Below are 21,029 nucleotides of genomic sequence, written 5' to 3'. Positions count from 1 at the left end.
TAATATTAGCCCACAATGTTAATTGTAGCCACTAGCTTCGGCGCATTGGTACATAATATCTAAAAAACCAAAGCCACACATTAACCAACTTATGTAATCGAGGTAACGGATATTATCAGCATCAATTCCTATAATATCTGCTTCAAAATGCTGCACTATAACGCTCTTTATTACATTATGCAAATCTATTTCTTCCTGCTTGGCCTGTATTAGATCTTCTCTATCCTTCCCATAAATCTTTCTGGCAATGTTATGCTTTTCGGTGGGCATAAGAGTTAAGAACTCTTCTAATTCTTCTTCATATTCTTTATCGGTTTGTTGTCGGGGTATTTTCCAGTCTGATTTTACTTCTTCACCAAAGTCTTCCTTTTCAATTGCATCTATCACATATTCGAAAGCCAATAGCGCATTATCATTAGCTTCCTTCTCAAGAAATTGTACTCGTTCGGTATTATTATTTATAAAGGGGTATTTTGTTAGTGTGTATGTTGATAGGGCTTGCGACAAATCTTTAGCAAAAGCATCACGCATTTTTACATATTCCTTATAATCGGCTGTGACTTTACTAATGTTCTCTAAAAACTCACTTAATGAATCATCCATAAAATAGTTGGTTAAATGATAGACTAACAAATATATAAAATTAGCAACACTGATAAAAACCATAATTATGCTCTTAAGTAATTACTCAGGAACATTATATGCACCGCGCCCCTGATAGGAGTGACAGCCTTTTGCAGTACTTTGTTTAGGGCGCTTTGTTGATGCGTTGCGACCATAGGAGCACACGCACCAACTAAGCAAACTTAACAAAGGTGCAGAAGCTATAACGGATAGCAGGTTAAGGCACCCACATTATATATAAACTCACTTAGTATAAAAGAAAGACTTAGTTTAGTATAAGTTAAATACATTAACTAAATTTGCGCCCGCTTAAAACAGATTCAAAATGGGATTACAAGAAGAGATATCACGCAGACGGACATTTGCTATTATTAGTCACCCCGATGCAGGTAAAACAACACTTACCGAAAAATTATTGTTATTTGGTGGTGCTATTCACGTGGCAGGAGCTGTTAAATCGAATAAGATTAAGAAGACTGCTACTTCGGATTTTATGGAAATTGAGAAGCAAAGAGGTATCTCGGTGGCTACTTCGGTAATGGGCTTTGAATATGGTGGGCACAAGGTAAACATTTTGGATACTCCGGGTCACCAGGATTTTGCTGAGGATACCTTTCGTACTTTAACAGCGGTTGATAGTGTAATTATTGTGGTGGATGCCGCTAAGGGGGTTGAGGCACAAACGCGTAAGTTAATGGAGGTGTGTAGAATGCGAAATACGCCTGTGATTGTTTTTATTAACAAAATGGACCGCCCAAGTAAGCACCCATTCGACTTATTGGAAGAGGTTGAGGAGGAATTGAAGATTAACGTTCGCCCATTAAGCTGGCCTATTGGAAACGGACCAAGCTTTCAGGGGGTATATAATATATTTGAACAGAACCTTAACTTGTTTGAGGCGAGTAAACAAACACTTGGCGAAAGCATTAGCTTTGCTGATATTAATAGCTCGGAACTTGAAGGCTACATTGGCGATGATGCTTCGGCAGTATTGCGCGAAGAGCATGAGTTTGTTGAGGGTGTTTACCCTGAGTTTGAAGTGGAAGATTACCTTGCGGGTAACTTGGCTCCGGTTTTATTTGGTAGTGCTTTAAATAACTTTGGTGTAAACGAGTTATTGGACTGCTTTTTAAAGATTGCGCCAAAACCACAAGCTTCGAACACTGATTTAAGAGAGGTAAAACCTGAGGAAGATAAATTCAGTGGTTTTGTATTTAAGATTCATGCCAACATGGATCCGAACCACCGTAACCGTATTGCCTTTGTGAAAATATGCTCGGGTAAATTTGAGCGTAACAAAAACTACTTGCACGTACGCCAAGGTAAAAACTTTAAATTCTCCTCTCCTACTGCTTTTATGGCTGAGAAGAAATCGATTATTGATGAAGCTTTCCCTGGTGATATTGTTGGTTTGCCAGACTCAGGTAACTTTATTATTGGTGATACGCTAACCAGTGGCGAAAAGATGAGCTTTAAAGGCTTGCCTAGCTTCTCGCCAGAGTTGTTTAGATACATTGAGAACGATGATCCGATGAAATCGAAGCAATTGGCTAAGGGTATTGATCAGCTGATGGACGAAGGTGTGGCGCAGTTATTTACTAGCTCCTTTAACGGACGTAAGGTAATTGGTACTGTTGGTGCACTTCAGTTTGAGGTTATAGAGCACCGCTTGGCGCATGAGTACAATGCCAAATGTAGATATGAGCCTATTAACTTACATAAAGCGTGTTGGATTAGATCGGAAAACGCAGCACAATTGGCTGACTTTAAGAAAAGAAAGCACCAATATATGGCAAAAGACAAGCAAGGTAGAGATGTGTTTTTAGCAGACTCATCGTACATGCTTCAGTTGGCACAACAAAACTTCGAAGATATTGAATTCCACTTTACTAGTGAGTTTTAATATTTATACAAGATAAAAGTAAAAGAATACCCTAAGTTGATTGTTATAATTGGCTTAGGGTTTTTTGTGATGTATTTTTACCCTGCTGGTCAAAATTGATATACATCTTATCTTTTTTTTTGTAATTTAATAAGTTCAAATAGGACACTAAAAACACAATACGGTTTACCTAAATGCTTTAGGTTTAAAAAATAAATTACGTATTGATTTTAGAAATTATAAAATACGAGATATGAAGAATAGTTTAAAACAAGGAATGAGTTTATCGTTAAAAAAAATGATAACTGATGACCTTATCGCTTCAAACCAAAACTTAGGAGACAGTCTTTTTGCATCTACCCCTTCGTTATTGTTATTGATGGAGCAAACTTGTAATATCCTTTTAAATAAGCACCTACCTAAAGAACATACAACTATTACTGCTGAAATCAATATTAGGCATACAAAACCGATTTATATTGACGAAACGGTTACTACATCGGTACATCTAAAGTACATTGATGATGAGAAGCTATTTTTTGATTTTGTGTTATTGGATGATGAAAATGACGTGATTGCCATTGGTGCACACGAGAGAATTATAGTTAATAAAAACAACCTTATTGCAGCACCAAGTGCATCTAAAGTTTAATTACCTCAAGGTCTTCATTCTCGCTGAGCTGCCTTTTTATTATAATTTTAGCATCGTAATTATCCTCTTGATAAACCAATTGATCAATTAAAATATTAGTATCTGTTACAGAAGTATCACTAGCTACAAAACCATAACCTAGGTATTTTCCTTTTTCGATAAGTACAAAACTACTTTCCTCAGAAGTTCGGCCAATATCTTTTATAATCATAGAACTATTTCCAAACGATATACGCTTGATGAAAGCTTCTGCTCTTAGGTTATACTCTGAACTGGCTTCCTCACCCACACAGGCACCTTTGCACAATTTAATTTGATATTGAAAACAGGCACTTACAGAGTCTGATAATCCGCTTAACTTCTGACACAAATTAAACTCCTCAGCATAATTCATCATATATTCCTTAGCCGCCTTTTGTGAATCGAAACTAATTAGGGGCGTTAAACGGCCATCATTTTTAGCAATATTAAAGCGAATGTAACCTTTTCTATCTTTAAAGGAGAAAATACCATAAAACACCTTATTCCGACGCTGTGCTTTATTATAAACTGGCTTATTCTTTTTAATTTCTGCCGACTCTTTTAACAATGCTACTAATTCGCTCCCAGTAATGGCATATTCCACTCTACTAATTTGACTCTTCATCTTAATAGCCTTCTGAGTCTTTACATTACCAATGTGGTTAAATACTCTTTTGCGGATATCGGTACTTTTACCAATGTAAATTAATTCATCCGATTCATTATAGAAGTAGTAAACGCCAGTGCTATGAGGTAACTCTTTAACCTTATTAATATCTAAATTAGGATGCAAATCGGCTAAGGATACATATCCATTATCTGCCGGGATAATAATACCACTGTTCTTAGATAATAATATCTCGAACAAGCTCACAGTTGCCATGGCATCGCCAGCTGCCCTATGCCTTCCGTTTATGCCAATTCCGTAGTAATCACATATTTTACCCAAACTATACGACTTATGTCCAGGTATTAGCTTCCTGCTCAACTTAACTGTACAAAGAGTTTCTCGCTCATATTGAAATCCCAAAGCTTCAAACTCAGCTTGAATAAATCCATAATCAAAGCTAGAGTTGTGTGCCACAAAAATGCAATCTTTAGTAACCTCAACCACCTTACGGGCAATTTCGTAAAACTTTGGGGCATCTTTCACCATATCATTTGTGATACCTGTAAGCTGAGTGATAAAAGGAGGAATATACTGCTCGGGATTAACTAAGGATACAAATTCATCTACAATTTCCTTTCCATCGTGAACGTAAATAGCAATCTCTGTGATCTTTCCAAGAGTGGCTTTATTCCCCGTGGTTTCTATATCTATAATGGCATAGCGCATGTTTGCAATATTAGTTAAATATTTAGCAACAAAAAAAGTGAACGCGTATATGTTTGTTAGAAAATATTTTACGAAGTAATACGAGCACCATAAGCCTAAAAGCCGCCTTAATACTTGCTTAGAATACTATTAATGCCTATTTTTGTTATGTAGTTATTGACAAATGCACACCGCATCAATTTATTTAGATTGTTAAACTCAACGCTACAATAGAACCGAGTAAAGTTGCATGGTTTAAAGGCGGGCCTCGCCTTCGGGTTATCATTTATGGTACGGAGGATTACTGCGAATTAAGGCACACTCAAATCCTGTTTACAGGAGTTTAAATAATCCGGTTGATGCGGCTCTTATAAAAAAAGGTTACTGTTTTCAGTAACCTTTTTTCTTTACATATCTTTTACAAGGATATTTGATTTATGACTGATCAAAGTCTTATTAAAATCGTTAACCACCCCTTCGAAGTTTATTAGTTCCTCTGTTTTCTCGTAATACACATCTGAAATACCTGCGTTTTCCATTTTATCAATTACATCGTAAGTAGTTAATGTATTAATATCAACTGCAGGAATAAAACCAGTGTCTCCGTCATTCAAATTAACTTCAACAATTACCTCTGCTTTTATAAGAGCCATTATAACCTCATTTAAGAGCCTTATGGGAATTTTTAGATCCACTGACATATGCAAACTATCATTGGGCTTCATTCCCTCCTTAAAACGCTTCACAACATTATAAGTAACAATAAGTGCAACCACTTTTTTATAACGATTGCTAAGATTCTTAGTATCGGCTTCAAACTCATAACTGTTAACATTTTGCACAGCAAACGCTATTTCAGCTCCAAATAAAACAATGAGCCAACTCGATTGTAACCATATTAAAAATAAAGGTAAGGCTGCAAAACTACCATAAATAGAATTATAGCGAGAAACACCTACTTGAAAATGAAAATAGTAATACTGCAACAACTGAAATAATATACCTGCCACAATACCTCCAACTGCTGCTGAAAGTATAGTAACCTTTGTATTAGGCATAATATAGAACAATAGCGTAAATACAACACTTGTTAATGAAAATGGCAATAATAAATTTATGGCTTCAGCAAAACCATTGTTATTAAACAATTCTATTTCGCCGAATTTATTGGCGACAAAAACTAACATACTACTCGTTGAAACTAAAAACAATAAGCCTACAACAAGTATAGCAAGGTAATCTGTGAATTTACGTGCAAAACTTCTTGCGCGTGTCACCTCCCAAATTTCATTAAAACTTTGCTCAATATTACCCAACACTTTCATCACAGACCAAAACAGGAGCACCAAACCAACTCCAACAATAATACCTTCATTAGTATGGCTAACGTAGTTTTTTGCCATCTTAAGTACATAATCCAGTACCTCTCGCTGAGTAGAAAGATGTTTAATCAATTCCCTTTCAACAACATTATCCAATCCGAATCCTGTTGCAATTCCAAGAATTAAGGCAAGTAGTGGTACTACTGATAAAAGTGAGTAAAAAGTGAGTGCAGAAGCTTTTTGCTGACAGCGGTCGTAGATGAATCCCTTAACAGCCAGATATATGATACGTACCGTGTTAATAATTAATACATGAGGCTTAGAGAGTTCAAACTTTTGCACTCTCCAAATATCTTCTGTAAAATACTTTACGGCTCTTTGTATATAATCATTCATGGATATAGTTTAAAAGAAAATAGCAAGTCGATAAGCCGGGTTCTGTCATTCACAAAGGAATGTGTCTATCATTTGTCTAAGCTTATAATTACTCATAAGCTTCAGCAACCTACCCCTTACGACTATAAATATCAAAGCGAGTAGCCCTGTATCCCGAAGGAAATCGTAATATATTTGGTCTTGCAATCCATCAGTTGTACGGCTATTCATGTTGCCACAAACACCGGTGAGCTCTTACCTCACCTTTTCACCCTTACCTTACCCGAAAGCAAGGCGGTTATTCTCTGTTACATTACTATACTCTCACAAGTATCTTCCCGTTAGGAAGCATGGTACTCTTTATTGCCCGGACTTTCCTCCCCACATAGTGCGGCGATAGACTGACTTGCTATTTCTGCAAAGATAGTTCTTTAAGTAGAATATCAAGCATTATTCAATTTGAAATGGCAAATAAGGATCCAAGGCAGTGATATAGGCATCTTTATAACCCTTCTTTTTTAATTCGGCAAGCAATACCTCAGCTGCTTCATGTTTTAAGCTTCCAACAGTGTATCTATAGACCCTATCTTTCATATAGAACTCCATTACATTATCTACACCATCAAAGTGGCTTAAATAGACTGGAAAACGAAAGGCACTTAATTGAACCGTATAATCGGCATTGGGATCAAATCGATTTTTTACAGAACCGTCTAAAATATAATCCGCACAATTTACAACAAAAGACTGTACATATCCCAACTCTTTGTAATGGTCTACCATTGCTTTGGCCCCATTGTAGGTAGCAAAACTCTCAACTGTATACCTCACATATCCATCAGAACAAGTAAACTCACGAGCATTTTCAATATTGTTAAAGAATCCAGGTTCGTTTGCAGGTAACTTTAAAGCTATAATTTGAACTGCAAAATCATCTGAAGTTGGTAGGTGGCTTACACTCACAATCTTTTTTGAAGTTCTAAGGTGTTCCAATTTATCCGCATTAGCAGTAAAAAAAGTAAATCCTAAGAACCAAGAGAATATTGTTAAGAATAATATATTAGCTTTCATCTGTTATATTTATTTGTTTTTGACAATTGAAACGTCAAGTAATTTAATCCTAATCATCACTATAAGTGAATATTAAACTTACTTATTTGTATTATCAATATTAGTTACTTATTCACTTTCCAAACAATTACTTCTACTCTTCTATTCTTTTGATGCTCACTTTCATCACATACAACACCTCTTTTGCACTCATTTACTAAATAGCGCTCACCATAACCACGAGGAATCATACTATCATCATTCACACCTTTATCCACAAGCATACCTTCAACCTTCTCTCCCATCGATTGTGAGTTTAAAAGGTTATCTAACTTGCTACCTTTAGCATCAGTGTGTGTATTTAATTTTACTACAATATTTGGGTTTGCATTTAAATAAGCTGCTAAACGACCTAATACCTTTTCACTATCTGCAGTAAGCTCACCGTTTTTATAGTAAAGAACCATTTCACTTAAATCATCTAAAACAACATCGTTAAATACAGGAGTTAAAGTAACACCATTTTTAGATAAGTCTTCTAGCTCCATAATATTTACTATCATTCGTTTTGAAACGTAATCCCCATCCTTTGAGAAAACTACTTCGAACTCCTGACCTTCTTTTCTATAAGCATCTGGTATCGTAAGAGCAAGTTTACCTTCTGAGTTTGAAATACCTGTGGCTACAACCTGGCCAGTAATATCATCGACGATCTCACACTGAATACCAGCAATAGGCACATTACCCATGCTTGACTTTATTGTTGGATTAAAACTCGCTGGTAATGTATTTTCTTTAATAACAGGTGCTACTACTACAGGAACTACAACTTCTACTTTTTCTTCAGGTAGTTCTTCTAATACAATTTCTTCGCCTACTTTAGGCTCATCAGATTCTTCCTGACCTATGAAATTAACATAAAAGATCGCATCCTTATCACCATTTCCAGTCCTGTTACTTGATAGAAACCCTTTGTTCTTATTTTGTGGATTTTGGACATAACCGAAATCATCACGCTCCGAGTTGAACGGCTTTAACATATTCGCTACATTCTTCCAAGCACCTTCATCATATTCTGCTTTATACAAATCCAAGCCTCCAAAACCTAATCGGCCATCCGAAGAAAAATATAAAGTATAATCTTTAGCTATAAATGGAAAAACTTCATCACCAAATGTATTGATTTCTGGACCTAGGTTGATTACCTTACCGTAACTGCCGCCTCGCAGACGTTCCACTTTATAGAGGTCTTTCCCTCCATAGCCGCCTTTTTTATTTGAGGTAAAATAGATGAATTTATTATCAGGAGATACCGCCGGGTGAGCGCAATCATAATCATCAGAATTAAATGGTAATTCTAACTCGTTACCCCAATCTTTACCATCATACTCTACCCTAAATATTTTTAGTTTACTTTGTCCTCCTTTTACTCGCACACTGCGTGTATAGTACATTGTGTTATAATCAGTGGTAAAACTAATTGCTCCAATATGATAGTCAAAATTCAGACTCTTAGAGAATAAACTTCCTTTCTGAATTTCGTAATCAACCAATTCTGAAAAGTATAAATTCAAAAAGGCCTTTCCTTGTTTATCAATCTTCTTTGTGTTTCCATCAGACGAAGAAGATGAGTAAACAACACCTGACTTATAAAACTGAATACCAAATGACTGACCAAAAGTAAAAATACTACTCGGGTTAACACGGTAATCTTCATCAAATTCGTTATTAGCTAAGGCCCATTTACATGATTCAATAAGCTCATTAACTTTCATAGCATTAGCACCTTCTTTCTTGGCTAACTCATACCATTCAATTGCCATGTCGTAAGCAGCAAATCGATGTGCTACCATAGCATAAGTTAAAACATCATCACCGGAAAGATCATCTTGCACACTTGCGAAATATTCAAAAGCATTTTGTATATCATTTAATTGATAATAACAATTGGCTATTTTTTTCTTGGTGTTAGAATCGAGTTCTTCTCCCTCGGTTCTTGCGTAATTATATGAAACTAGAGCATGATAATACTCTCCTTTTTTATAATATCCATCTCCTTTCTTTACAGATTTACTTTGGGCAACTGTGCCTTGCAAACATGTAAAAAGAATTACTGAAAAAATTAAATACTTAGTAATATGTTTCATATTAGATGTAAGATCAAAAGTGGTTCCCATGTTAACTATTTAACAAAAGTTACAAACATTTTTTAAAATTGCTATTTTTTATGCTATTGTTTTTCCAAACCTTTTATTTTTTATCAGATAAACTATTAAAAGTATCTGATAGACCTCATTCCAGGGCGCTTATTAAAACTAAAATCGAATTGCAAACCAATCTCATGCGAACCATATTGTGAGAATTGATTTAAAGAATTTAGTGCATAATCAAATGAATACCTTAGCGTAAATTGTCGATTCAAAATAAATTCAGAAAGGAAAACAATATTAGAAGTAGATCGGTAAGACATACCAACCCATATGGTTTCAGCTAGCAATACATTACACGACACATCAAATTGCAAAGGCGCACCATATACCTCTCGAAATAGAAGTGTTGGCTTTACTTTTACAGGTTCCCAATCAAAAACATAACCCCCATATAAAAACATGGCCATATTCTGAAAGTCGAATTTATTCTTAAATTCATTAGTGTTCTCATCAAAACTTTGCGATAACATTTTTGGAATGGAGAAGCCTACAAAATAATCAGTAGCGTAATAATAGGCACCAAAACCAGTATTAAAACCTACAGTAGAAGTTCTTCCCTGAAATACAGGATCATTCCAATCTCCCGTAATAGCCTTAGTTCCATCAAAAATAAAAGATGTAACACCAGCTTGTAATCCTAATGAAACCCAACGTTTACCTCTATTATCAAGCTCTATTTTATAAGATGCAGCAACCATCGCATCAAAGGTATTACTAAAACCAATAGCGTCGTTTTGAAGAACTACACCCAAACCAATATTGGTATCTTCAACAGGACCATGGACATTAATAGCTTGATTCATTGGAGCACCTTCCATACTTATCCATTGACTACGGTGCGTCATTAAACCACTAATGACATCACGAGTACCATTATAAGCCGGATTTAACAATCCCTGATTAGCTATATAATGATTGTACTGCTGGTATCCCTGACTTAAAAGGGAACTAGGCAAAAGGCACACTAAAAGAATTATAAATACTATATTTTTCATACTCTTAATTTCAATTGTTAGGTAGTGTTAACGTCTTAATTCAATGTAACCATTATACTTTTTAGTATCGGGTTCTCCATCAATCACAACCTTAACAGTAAAGATATAGAAGTAGGTACCGTTAGGACAATCCTGACCTATTGAAACCATATTCGAATGTGTTGATTTACCATCCCACCATTTCTCATCTTGGCCATAGTAAGTCTCTTTCGAACGATACACGAGAGATCCCCATCTATTATAAACCTCAAGAGTAGAAACCTCGGGAGCGTCTTTATCATCATTAATACCCTGAATAACGAACACATCATTAAAATCATCACCATTAGGTGAGAATGCATTAGGTATTAAGAATGGCATATCCTCACCAATATCTTTATTACCTACATTCACATAAACTGTTGCAGTATCAATTCGCCCTGCTACAGAGATATTTCGTATCGTATAATGTACTTCGTCTAAACCATAGAAAGTAGGTAACTTTTCGAAGGTTAAAGTACCGTCAATGTTACTTATATCATAATTACCTATTAGTCTCTTTAACTTCTCACCATCAGGAATAGTAACCCAAGTAGTATCTTCCTCTTCTACTGTGAAATCAAGCAGTGAATAACGAATATTACTTTCTTCAGCAGTAACAACATCAAGTTCAAAAGGTATATCTACTTTACTATCGAGTGTGTCGTTAAGTCCAACAAAGGCATAACCTGCTAACTGACCATTTGTAAGGTTAATAGTATCACTAACAGCAACAATATCAGTATATGGTATTGGTCCATAATCAATTCCTCCACCTTCGCCTATAATACCACTACATTCGCTTACCGGGTCATATGCCAGTATTGTATACTTCCCTTCTTCTCCAACAGCTCCAAAACAAACTTTACCATCTGCATCTCTATCATAATCTCGAGTAACCTCGACACCGTTTCTGTATAGTATATAAATAATATCAGGCTGTGAATTTTCAATACATATGTCATCCTCAACAGTACAGTCGGTATCTTTACCTCCACATGTTAGGTCATATAATGTTTCTGGTGCTTCATTTACATCAGCGGGAACACCGCCATTCATAACTGTATAACAAGCACCCTCTTTGTCTGTATCTATAACACTTTCTCGAGTTGCGGTCACTAGGTATGTGCCTTCTTCATAAACACCCATACTCATATTACCAGTTGCTGTTCCTTCGAATTCATTTATAACTTCGTTTAATGAATTTCTAACCTGATAATAAACGCCTAATTCGGTTTCTTCAATTAACAACTCTTCATTACTACAGAAGCTCGTATTTTCAAGATTATAATTAAGTGGATTACTATATTCTATTACGGTAATGTCACCATTCATATTTGAAGTACAGCCATAATTATTTCTGGCAACTACACTGTAGATCCCTTCTTCATGGACCGCAATTTCAATAGGGACCTGAGTTATATCTAAATCTTCCTTATATACTTTGGGAGCACTATGATTTATCTGATAGAATAAATAATAATCTGTATTTGATTCGAAATCACTTAAGCCTATCATAGCTCCAACATTAACTAAATCACAAGTAATACCGCTACCGGATAGTGAATGCGCAATAGGCAATGCATTTACTGTTGATAAGATTGGGTTCAACATTCGATTCATACAACCTCCGCGTTCACCAACAACAAAATACTCACCATCACCCCTTGCAAAAAATGAATCAAATACTAATATCCCATTATCATCAGATGTACCTACATTAGTAAGTGGTATTTCTGAATTATCATAGTAACTTTTAAACCATAGAGTATAGACTACATCATTCTCATAGCTTGTTAGCGTGAAGTCCTCTAACAATTCGCCTGAACATATTTCACCTTGTCCTGTAAAGGTTTGTTTCACAATTGCTCCAGATTTCTCAATACGCACTACATTACTTATATCTGATCCGCAGCCTTTTGCATTTATAGCAATCACGTAATAATCTCGACCAGAATCAGAGATTGGATCAAACTTCATCTCAGAACCGTCACCTACTAATTCGTAACCCGAAAGGTCGATATAAGTACCCGGATTACTAGGATCTTCGTAAACAACTTTGTAAGTAATACCCAATTCTGTTTTATCAACCACAATAACATCACCAATACATGGGTCTGCATTATTTTCTAGGCTAATGACAACTGCGGTTGGTAAGGTTTCTTCTGTTATAGGACCAGCTAACATCAAAATACCTGAACAGCCATATGCTTCATCTCCATTACGTGCTTCAACCCAGTATTTACCAGTACTATTAACAGGTAGTTGTAAATCAATATTGCTCATGGCTTTAAACCATTCTCCCACATAACCATTGTCTGAGACTGCACGATAACTTACTCCAATCTCAGGACTTTGTACTGTTAGATATGTTACATCACCTGTACAGAAATAATCTTGATCTACAACAATTGTTCGGTCTTTTGGCTGTGGTATTTCAGTAACCATAATGTCATTCGCCATATCGGTAGTACAAGAAATATCTTTAATATTAGCCACTACAGAATAAACTCCATCATCAGTAAATGGGCCATCAAAGTATAATGGTGTGCCACTTAGAGCAGAACCAACTTTTATATTTACTGAAAAACCATCTCTAAATAATTCATATTCTACATCTTCCTCTTGATTATCCACATATAGGTTTATACCCGAAGAAGCATAACAATAATCACCCACAGTTTGATCCAAAGGATTATCAGACCTTAAGTTATAGGACATTGGTGCATCGATTTCTTTTACGGTAATTGTATTATTCATTATAAGAATACAACCAGCACTTTCCGCTTGTACAAAGTAATCACCATCATCACTAATTAAACCGAAACTGATAGGAGTTCCATCACCAGAAACATCTTCATTGGTATCTATACCATCTTTATAAAGTTTATAAATAGCACCCACTTCCGAGTTAGACAATCCTAATTCTACACCTCCTGTACCTGCACAGTACGAACCATTTGTTGGATCAGTAGCTCCTACTACAATTAAGTCGTAAATATTACCAGCTACATCAACTGTATAACTACCATTCATCAATGCACTACACCCACTGATATCGTTTACCGCAGTAATTTCGTAGGTACCAATATAAAGGTTACCAAGGAAATCAATGGTACTACCTGTTCCTTCCTCACTTGCGACTATAGTATTATTCACAATTAGGTGATAGGTTACATTCAATTCGGAACCGGATAAGTTAATATCATAACCACTAGGATTATTACAATCTGTGACAGTTCCTGTTGGGGTTAGGTCATACTCCTGAGGTAGAGAATTTTCTGTAATATTCTTTCTATTATTCATTTCCACACGAGCTACAGGGTGGGAAGCGTAATAGGCCTCAACCATATACTCACCAGCTGTTACGTTATCCCAAGCAACAAGATTGTACCCAGTATATGTGATAGGGCTTCCTATTATTGTGGAAGTATTAACATCAATCAATTCATAAGTAACCCCTCGTTGTGGTGTATTTATAAAGACACTTACACCAGCTTCACCTGCACAGTATTGATCGGCAGTGCTTAATACAGCAACAATGTTTATAGCATCGAGTACATCGATGACTAATGATGTTGATGACATACATGAATTACCATCATATACCTGAACTAATACTTGGTCGCCATCATTTAAACTCGAAGTTTTGTATGTATCGATAGTGCTTCTTGCTTGTTCTTCACTTCCGTTCACGAAAAATGCATATTCTGTACCACCAGTTGCAGTAAAGGTAACCTCTGTTCCACTTACAATAGGACCTGAAGGATCTGCTGTTAAACCAGCAGTTGGTAAATTATTTACCGTAAGCACGATAGAACTGCTTTCAGCTTCACAAGTTCCATTGCTACCCAATACTTTCACTTCATCGTTATTAATTAAGGTACTTGTTACATAAGTATCTTGAGAAGATGGACCTTGTACAACGCTACCATTAACATAGAAAGTATAAGCTGATGCACCACTGGCAGTAAAGAATACTTCATCACCATCACAAATTATTGTGTTATCAGCTATTAGTCCAACAGCTGGCGCTGCATCTATTTGTACAGTTATACCAGCAGGAGTTGCAGAACATCCGTTGGAATCTTCGACAAATACAGTTACTTCATCTCCATCAAGTAACGCATTTGCCACATAAGTATCTAAGGCAGACGGACCTTGCACATTAGTGCCATTTACATAAAAGGTATAATTCATACCCCCAGTTGCAGTAAATGTAATGTTAGTACCAGCACAAACACTTCCGGTAGCATCCGATGTTAAGTCAGTACTTGGTGGAGTAAAGAACTCTACGGTAATTCTATTACTCATTTCATTAACACAAGTTCCGTTATTACCTACTACATAATACTCACCTGAGTCATATGTATTTAACGCTGTAAAACTTAAAGCTCCACCTACACTGGTAATAGTTTCTATAGTTTTATCTGGTATAGTTCCACTTGGATCAGTATAACGAAGTATATAATCAACTGATGCTTCTGAATCAGTAAGACCAATATTTAATGGTAAGCTTGCATCACAAATATTACCATTACCCGTAACTGTTTGCTTAGCAATGGCACCTGGGTTATTAATATTTATGGCCGTGCTTAATTCTGATTCACAACTATTTAGATTAATCCCTTTAACGTAATAATCTCTACCTGAATCACTAATTGGCTCAAAAGATTGATCATTACCATCACCTACAAAACTATATCCAGGTAATTGAACGAAATTGCCGCTACCATCATCGTATACAACGACATAAGTTATATCTAATTCGGATAATATTACTGTAATAATATCACCATCACAAGGATCAGGAGCTGTAGCAGATGTTACATTAGGTTTAGCTACTTGTGCTTCTTCGGTAAAAATATATGGTCCTCCACTCATTACAACTTCTGAACAAGTGATACCATTTTCCACTTTTCGAGCCTCTACATTATAGTCACCAGCTTCTGAGATGATAAAAGTAATATCACTAAGTGATGATTCCCAGTTACTTCTTGATGTTCCATCAGTTTTCACCACACTATATTCTACATTTAATTCTGGACTCTGAATCATTAACTCAGTTGAACCTCCGTAACAGAAATAATCGTGATTTATCAGAGGAGTATTATCAAGTGGGGCATCTATTAATTGCAGCTGAATTGTATTTAACATATTAGAACCACAACCTAAGTCATTTATAGAAGCACTAACACTATACTCTCCAATTATTGAAACAGCACCTGTGAAATCGAGCTTACCTCCACCAACAGGTCCTACTTGAGTGTCTATCAAGGTAGTAGCATCTAAGAACAACTCATAAATAACTCCTTCTTCGCAATTATCTAAAGATAAAACTAAGCCGGAAGAACCATGACAGAAGAATCCTGAACTAGGGTTAGTATTATCTGTAATTAACGCATATTGCTGAGGTTGAACTACTTCAATAACATCAACCGCTCCGTTCATAGGCAAGCTACATCCATTAAGGGAAACGACTCGCGCTGTATAAGTTCCTGGTAAACTGATTACACCAAAACTAATTGGGCCGTTAGCTCCCGTCACTGTAGCCACAGGTATAAGATCACCTGCACGGTACAATATATAAGTCAAATCTGAATTACCAGAATTTGATAAAGATAAAGTTACACCAGCATCACCTTTACAAAATCTACCATCTAAAGGATTAGATGGATCTGCTGGTGATTCAACAAATAAGTCATAAGCTGTAAGCGAACCATCGCTTTCGATTTCAAATTGTCCGTTCATTAAAGACGAACACGAAGAGACAATATCTTCAGCAACAATTGTATAGACTCCAGGTACATTTTTTCCTTCAAATGTTAAGATACCTGTTGTTCCTATTTTTATTTCATCAACCACACCATCTCGTAATAAAGAATACTGGATAGTCAAATCTGAATTGGACAATGTAATATCATGGGAAGTACAACCTGTTACTTTTCCTGTTGGAGATAGGTCATATATTGTTGGTAACTGGTACTTAGTAATCGTCACCGTATTTCTCATCGCAACTCTAGTTGCCGGAATTCCACCATAAAAAGCTTCTACCCTATAAGTACCTTCTAGAATACTATTCCATTCAACTGAAATTACTCCATCATTTTCAATTGATGCACCAGCGGAAGTTCCTGTTAGATCGTCAATTAATTCATAAGTAATATTTAATTGTGGATCATCTACATAAACACTAACTCCACTTTCTCCCTCACAATAACTATTGCTTCTTGCAATAACATCTTTAAGAATAATTCCATCAAGAACTTGAACAATAATTTGTTCTGTATTTGAACACCCATTTGCATCAGTTACTTTTACACTCACAACATCGCCATCTACGAGAGTAGAATTTTTATAGGTATCTAATGCAGATGGTCCTTGTACTAAGATGCTATTTACAAAGTACTCGTATGTAACTCCGCCTGTTGCTGTAAAAGTAACTTCCGTACCCGATACAATGGCACCAAGAGGTGAAGCTGTTAATATAACTGTAGGTAAAGCATTTACAACAATAGTTTCGGTAGCACTAGTTCCATTACATGTACCGTCTGTACCCACTACATAAATTTCATCTCCATCAAGCGGGTTAGATAACTCATAGATATCCAATGCACTAGGGCCTTGAACAGATAATCCATTAACGAAGAACTCATATTGACTAGCTCCAGTTGCTTTAAAGTTAAGCGATTCTCCTTGGCATATTTGAGGACCACTTGGACTAATTGTCACTGTAGGCAAATCTGAGACAAGCATTGTAATACCTGGATGAGTATCTTCACAACCATTGGCATCAATAACTTTAACACTTACTACGTCACCATCTTCTAACAAATCAGACTTATAAGTATCTAATGGTGAAGGACCTTGATCTGACCCACCATTAATGAAGAACTCATAACTATTTCCACCTGTTGCTGTAAAAATAACTTCATCCCCTTTACAAATAGCATTTCCTTTATCTGAAGTAAGACTAGCAGTAGTCTCATTAACAATAACAGCAATTGCTCTGATTGATTCACAACCAATAGCATCTTCACCAACTACTGAAACAACTTGGCCATTTGTTAATGTTGAACTGATATAGGTATTAAGAGCTGATGGTCCTTGTACGTTTGAGCCATCTACAAAAAACTCGTAAGTAGTTGCTCCTCCGGCAGTAAATGTAACTGTAGTTCCAGAACAAAACTCATCATTTGCCTGATCACTAACTAACACAACTGGTGGTAAAGGATTAACAGTAGTTGTAATTATATTACTTATTCCTTCACAACCTAGCAATGTACCAACAGCATAAACTTTATCACCATCATTAAGGTTTGTGGTAACATAAGTATTTGTTGCACTCGGACCTTGTACAAGAACATTATTATAATAGAATGTATATGAATCAGCTCCTGTTGCAGTAAAAGTAACTTCTGTTCCAAGACAAATAGCAGGTGCAGTAGAAGTTAGTATAACTGTAGGTTCAGGAGTTACAGTCATTGTCAATCCAGAATGTATATCTTCACACCCATTTGCATCAATAACTTTAACACTAACTACATCACCATCTGCGAGACTGTTAGTAGAATATGTATCAAGTGCGGAAGGCCCCATAACAGATGTTGTTCCAACAAAAAACTCATAGCTAACTCCACCTGTTGCTGTAAAAGTGACGGACTCATTTTCACATATAGCTACTCCTGGATTCGCACTTAGACCAGCAGTCGCAGTATTTACTTTTACTGTAATAGAGTTTTCACCTTCGCAGCCATTCCCATCTATACCTACAACCTTAACTACTTGACCATCAATTAAGGTATTCGTAGTAAAGGTGTTAGTCGCAGAAGGAGTGCCTTGTGATATGTTATCCACAAAAAATTCGTAATTCACTGCATTTCCAGCAGTAAATGTAACAGATGTTCCAAAACAAAATTCATCATTTGTTTGATCACTTGTTAAAGTAACTAATGGAAGTTGATTTATTGTAAAATTAACAAAAGTTGATTGTGATGAACAACTACCATTATCAGCCACAACAGCTAACTGCCCACCTTGCGTAAAACCATCAGGTTTTGTATACTCTTCTGAAGCACCTGTATATAATACAACCGGTCCGCTTCCATTATCATAATAAAAGGTGTAATTACTATAACCTGCTGGAGAACTTGTTATGGTTACTGGTTCATTAATACAAAAAGCTGCACCATCAGAAGGATTAGTAATTGAAACAGAAGGCAAGGCCAACGCAATCATATCTGTTTCTTCTGTATCTTCACAACCTAAAGTAACATCAATAACTTTTACAGATATTTTAGTATCACTAAGTATTGTATATTTAAAAATAGTATTTGAAGACACTCCTTGTGAGATACCATTTACAAAAAATTCGTATGAATTATTACCACTACCTCCGGTTGCACTTGCATTAAAAGTAACTTCAGTGCCACTACATACACTAGAACCCGGAGGACTAGGATTGGTAATATTAAGCACTGCTGTTATTTCATTTACGGTAACTGTAATTGAATTCTCACCTTCACAACCGTTAGCATCTGTACCAATTACTTTAACTACTTGCCCATTTGTTAGGGTACTTGACGTGAATGTTGCTATTGAAGATGCTGTTCCTTGAGAAATATTATCAACAAAAAACTCATAAGTAACTGCATTACTGGCTGCAAATGTTACAATATCATTTAAACAAAAGACATTACCTTTATCACTAACAAGGCCAATAGTTGGTAATGGATTTACATTGATAGTTAATATAGGGCTTGTTCCATCACAATCGCCATCATTACCTATAGCATAAAATTGATCACCACTTACTATTGGGTTTATTGTAGTAAAGGTGCTTTGTGTACTTGGTCCTTGCACAATCGCACCATTTTTATAAAAAGTATAAGTAGTAGCTCCCGTAGCTGTTAATACTATCGGAGTATCTTGGCAAGGAGTTTCGTCACTCGTTGTTAAGGTAATAATAGGTTCTGGCAGTACTGTCATTGTAATACCAGGATGTGTATCTTCGCAATCATTAGCATCGATAACTTTTACACTTACTACATCACCATTTACAAGACTACTAGTAGTATAAGTGTCTAAAGCAGAAGGCCCCAAAACAGATGTTGTTCCAACGAAAAATTCATAAGTAACTCCTCCGGTGGCTGTAAACGTTACTGCCTGATTGATACAAACCTCATCATTAACTGCATTTGATGTTAAACCAGCAGTAGCTTCACCAGTGGTGACCTCTAACTCTCCAAAAACTGGTGAAGTACAAGCATCTCCATTCTCATAAACTACTTGTATCTTATCATCACCAAGCGCTGTCCAAGCACCAGTTATAGTATTTGTATTCGTAGCACTCGTAGGAACAAAGTCTGCAGGATAAGTCCACACGTAATTTGACATTCCTGGCTCTGTAGTATAAGTAACTGACGAATTCAGACAAACTGTTTGATCTCCTGATATTGTAGGAATTGGAATAGTTTTTATAACTACTGTTGTATTTGCAGTACTACTACAAGTTGTATTCTTATTTGTAACTGTTACATTATAAAGGCCATCATTAGCAGCTACAGTCGGATTTATAACCGGAGCTTGCTCAGTACTTGTAAAACCATTTGGGCCTGTCCAAGCATATGTATATTCTGCCCCCGTAGGAGAAGCTGATAATGTTAACGGGTCACCTTCACATAAAGGGCCATTATTAGTTGCAACTACTGGTGGTAATGGGTTTACCGTAACATCAATAAACCCAGACATATCATTCTCGCATTTCGTTAGATCGTTTGAACCTGAAGCGGTATAGCGCCCTTCTTGTGTAACTGAAAAATATAAAACACCACCTACACCAGGAGCTGAACCTACAGCAACTGGGGGTTGAGGTCCTCCAAAATCAGGATCACGATAAAATGTATACATAATATCTCCATCAGAATTATCCAATTGTATACTTCCTGAAACACCGCTACAAATTTCATTATCGCCTAATAAATTATAAGCTTGCGGTAAAGAGTGAACTTTAGTATAATCAGGGAAAGATTGAGGATTACCTATAGCATCAGCAAGGACATATGTAATTGATATAAAATTACCTAATTTATCATTGGGTACATTTCCTGGAATAAACTCTCCTGTACTTGCATCTACCCAAGGTTCATCAGGTGCGCCAAGCCAACTTCCTCCTGTAAGGGGATTACCATTAAACGTTGGTGTCAATGTAACATTTGCATCATCAATACAATAATTATCATCTAAACCGTGATCGTTCAACGATGAAGCTATACTTGCAGCCTTTAAAACATCCCCACTCTCATTTGCTGCACTAATTTTATCAAGCTGCCTTTTTTGCTTACTGGTTAGTTGTAATGTACTCTGAGCAACTGTAGTATTAAACCCAATAATTATAAATGCACTAAATAATGCAATCCGTAAAAACTGGAAGTTATTTTTCATACTATTAAGATATTGATACATATAATCTTAGTCTAGTTAAATAATTCTGATAACGCTATTGTCCCCTAACGCAACGTTAAAATTCAATACACTGACAACAATTATGATAATATAAATTCCAA

The 21,029-nt window shown here is 36.0% G+C and carries 9 protein-coding genes and 1 other RNA gene; 2 read left to right on the top strand and 8 right to left on the bottom strand.

The window, feature by feature from the left end; all coding sequences use genetic code 11:
• Positions 1-18 precede the first annotated feature (18 nt).
• Positions 19-603 (bottom strand): hypothetical protein, encoded by a 585-nt coding sequence (locus QMO11_RS17540; protein ID WP_282038814.1) that lies wholly within the window; start codon positions 601-603, stop codon positions 19-21.
• Between the two features lie 346 nt (positions 604-949).
• Between QMO11_RS17540 and QMO11_RS17535 the strand changes: the two genes are divergently transcribed.
• Together QMO11_RS17535 and QMO11_RS17530 are read left to right on the top strand one after the other, a co-directional pair.
• Positions 950-2,527 carry a peptide chain release factor 3 gene (locus tag QMO11_RS17535; protein ID WP_068473686.1) on the top strand — a complete coding sequence of 526 codons (1,578 nt, stop codon included), beginning with the start codon at positions 950-952 and terminating at the stop codon, positions 2,525-2,527.
• A gap of 232 nt (positions 2,528-2,759) precedes the next feature.
• Positions 2,760-3,158, top strand: a complete 399-nt coding sequence (locus tag QMO11_RS17530) for a thioesterase family protein (protein WP_282038812.1) — start codon at positions 2,760-2,762, stop codon at positions 3,156-3,158.
• Here QMO11_RS17530 and QMO11_RS17525 read toward each other — a convergent pair.
• From QMO11_RS17525 to QMO11_RS17495, 7 genes are all read right to left on the bottom strand, one after another.
• Positions 3,148-4,515 (bottom strand): exonuclease domain-containing protein, encoded by a 1,368-nt coding sequence (locus QMO11_RS17525; RefSeq protein ID WP_282038810.1) that lies wholly within the window; start codon positions 4,513-4,515, stop codon positions 3,148-3,150. The genes QMO11_RS17530 and QMO11_RS17525 overlap by 11 nt on opposite strands.
• 386 nt (positions 4,516-4,901) lie before the next feature.
• Positions 4,902-6,212 (bottom strand): YihY/virulence factor BrkB family protein, encoded by a 1,311-nt coding sequence (locus QMO11_RS17520; protein ID WP_068473677.1) that lies wholly within the window; start codon positions 6,210-6,212, stop codon positions 4,902-4,904.
• Positions 6,213-6,227: 15 nt separating this feature from the next.
• Positions 6,228-6,604, bottom strand: an RNA gene (gene rnpB, locus QMO11_RS17515) — RNase P RNA component class A.
• 37 nt (positions 6,605-6,641) lie between these two features.
• Entirely contained in the window at positions 6,642-7,262 is a 621-nt protein-coding gene (locus tag QMO11_RS17510) for an SPOR domain-containing protein (protein ID WP_282038808.1), read from the bottom strand.
• 104 nt (positions 7,263-7,366) lie between these two features.
• The gene (locus QMO11_RS17505) at positions 7,367-9,418 is read right to left on the bottom strand and encodes an OmpA family protein (protein WP_282038806.1); all 2,052 of its coding nucleotides are present in this window, start codon (positions 9,416-9,418) and stop codon (positions 7,367-7,369) included.
• Positions 9,419-9,513: 95 nt separating this feature from the next.
• Positions 9,514-10,446, bottom strand: a complete 933-nt coding sequence (locus QMO11_RS17500; protein ID WP_282038804.1) for a PorP/SprF family type IX secretion system membrane protein — start codon at positions 10,444-10,446, stop codon at positions 9,514-9,516.
• A gap of 27 nt (positions 10,447-10,473) precedes the next feature.
• On the bottom strand, positions 10,474-20,907 hold the full coding sequence (locus QMO11_RS17495; protein ID WP_282038802.1) for a T9SS type B sorting domain-containing protein: 10,434 nt from the start codon (positions 20,905-20,907) through the stop codon (positions 10,474-10,476).
• Between the last annotated feature and the right edge of the window lie 122 nt (positions 20,908-21,029).

Origin of the sequence: Saccharicrinis aurantiacus, from assembly GCF_947489045.1 — a bacterium.
GTDB classification, from domain to species: domain Bacteria; phylum Bacteroidota; class Bacteroidia; order Bacteroidales; family Marinilabiliaceae; genus Saccharicrinis; species Saccharicrinis aurantiacus.
This window is presented reverse-complemented; position numbering and strand designations above follow the sequence as displayed.

Excerpts from the sequence above, each read along its gene's own strand:
- QMO11_RS17520 (WP_068473677.1), bottom strand. The coding sequence starts at position 6,212 with ATGAATGATTATATACAAAGAGCCGTAAAGTATTTTACAGAAGATATT.
- QMO11_RS17495 (WP_282038802.1), bottom strand. The coding sequence starts at position 20,907 with ATGAAAAATAACTTCCAGTTTTTACGGATTGCATTATTTAGTGCATTT.
- QMO11_RS17530 (WP_282038812.1), top strand. The coding sequence starts at position 2,760 with ATGAAGAATAGTTTAAAACAAGGAATGAGTTTATCGTTAAAAAAAATG.
- QMO11_RS17505 (WP_282038806.1), bottom strand. The coding sequence starts at position 9,418 with ATGGGAACCACTTTTGATCTTACATCTAATATGAAACATATTACTAAG.
- QMO11_RS17500 (WP_282038804.1), bottom strand. The coding sequence starts at position 10,446 with ATGAAAAATATAGTATTTATAATTCTTTTAGTGTGCCTTTTGCCTAGT.
- QMO11_RS17535 (WP_068473686.1), top strand. The coding sequence starts at position 950 with ATGGGATTACAAGAAGAGATATCACGCAGACGGACATTTGCTATTATT.
- QMO11_RS17540 (WP_282038814.1), bottom strand. The coding sequence starts at position 603 with ATGGATGATTCATTAAGTGAGTTTTTAGAGAACATTAGTAAAGTCACA.
- QMO11_RS17525 (WP_282038810.1), bottom strand. The coding sequence starts at position 4,515 with ATGCGCTATGCCATTATAGATATAGAAACCACGGGGAATAAAGCCACT.
- QMO11_RS17510 (WP_282038808.1), bottom strand. The coding sequence starts at position 7,262 with ATGAAAGCTAATATATTATTCTTAACAATATTCTCTTGGTTCTTAGGA.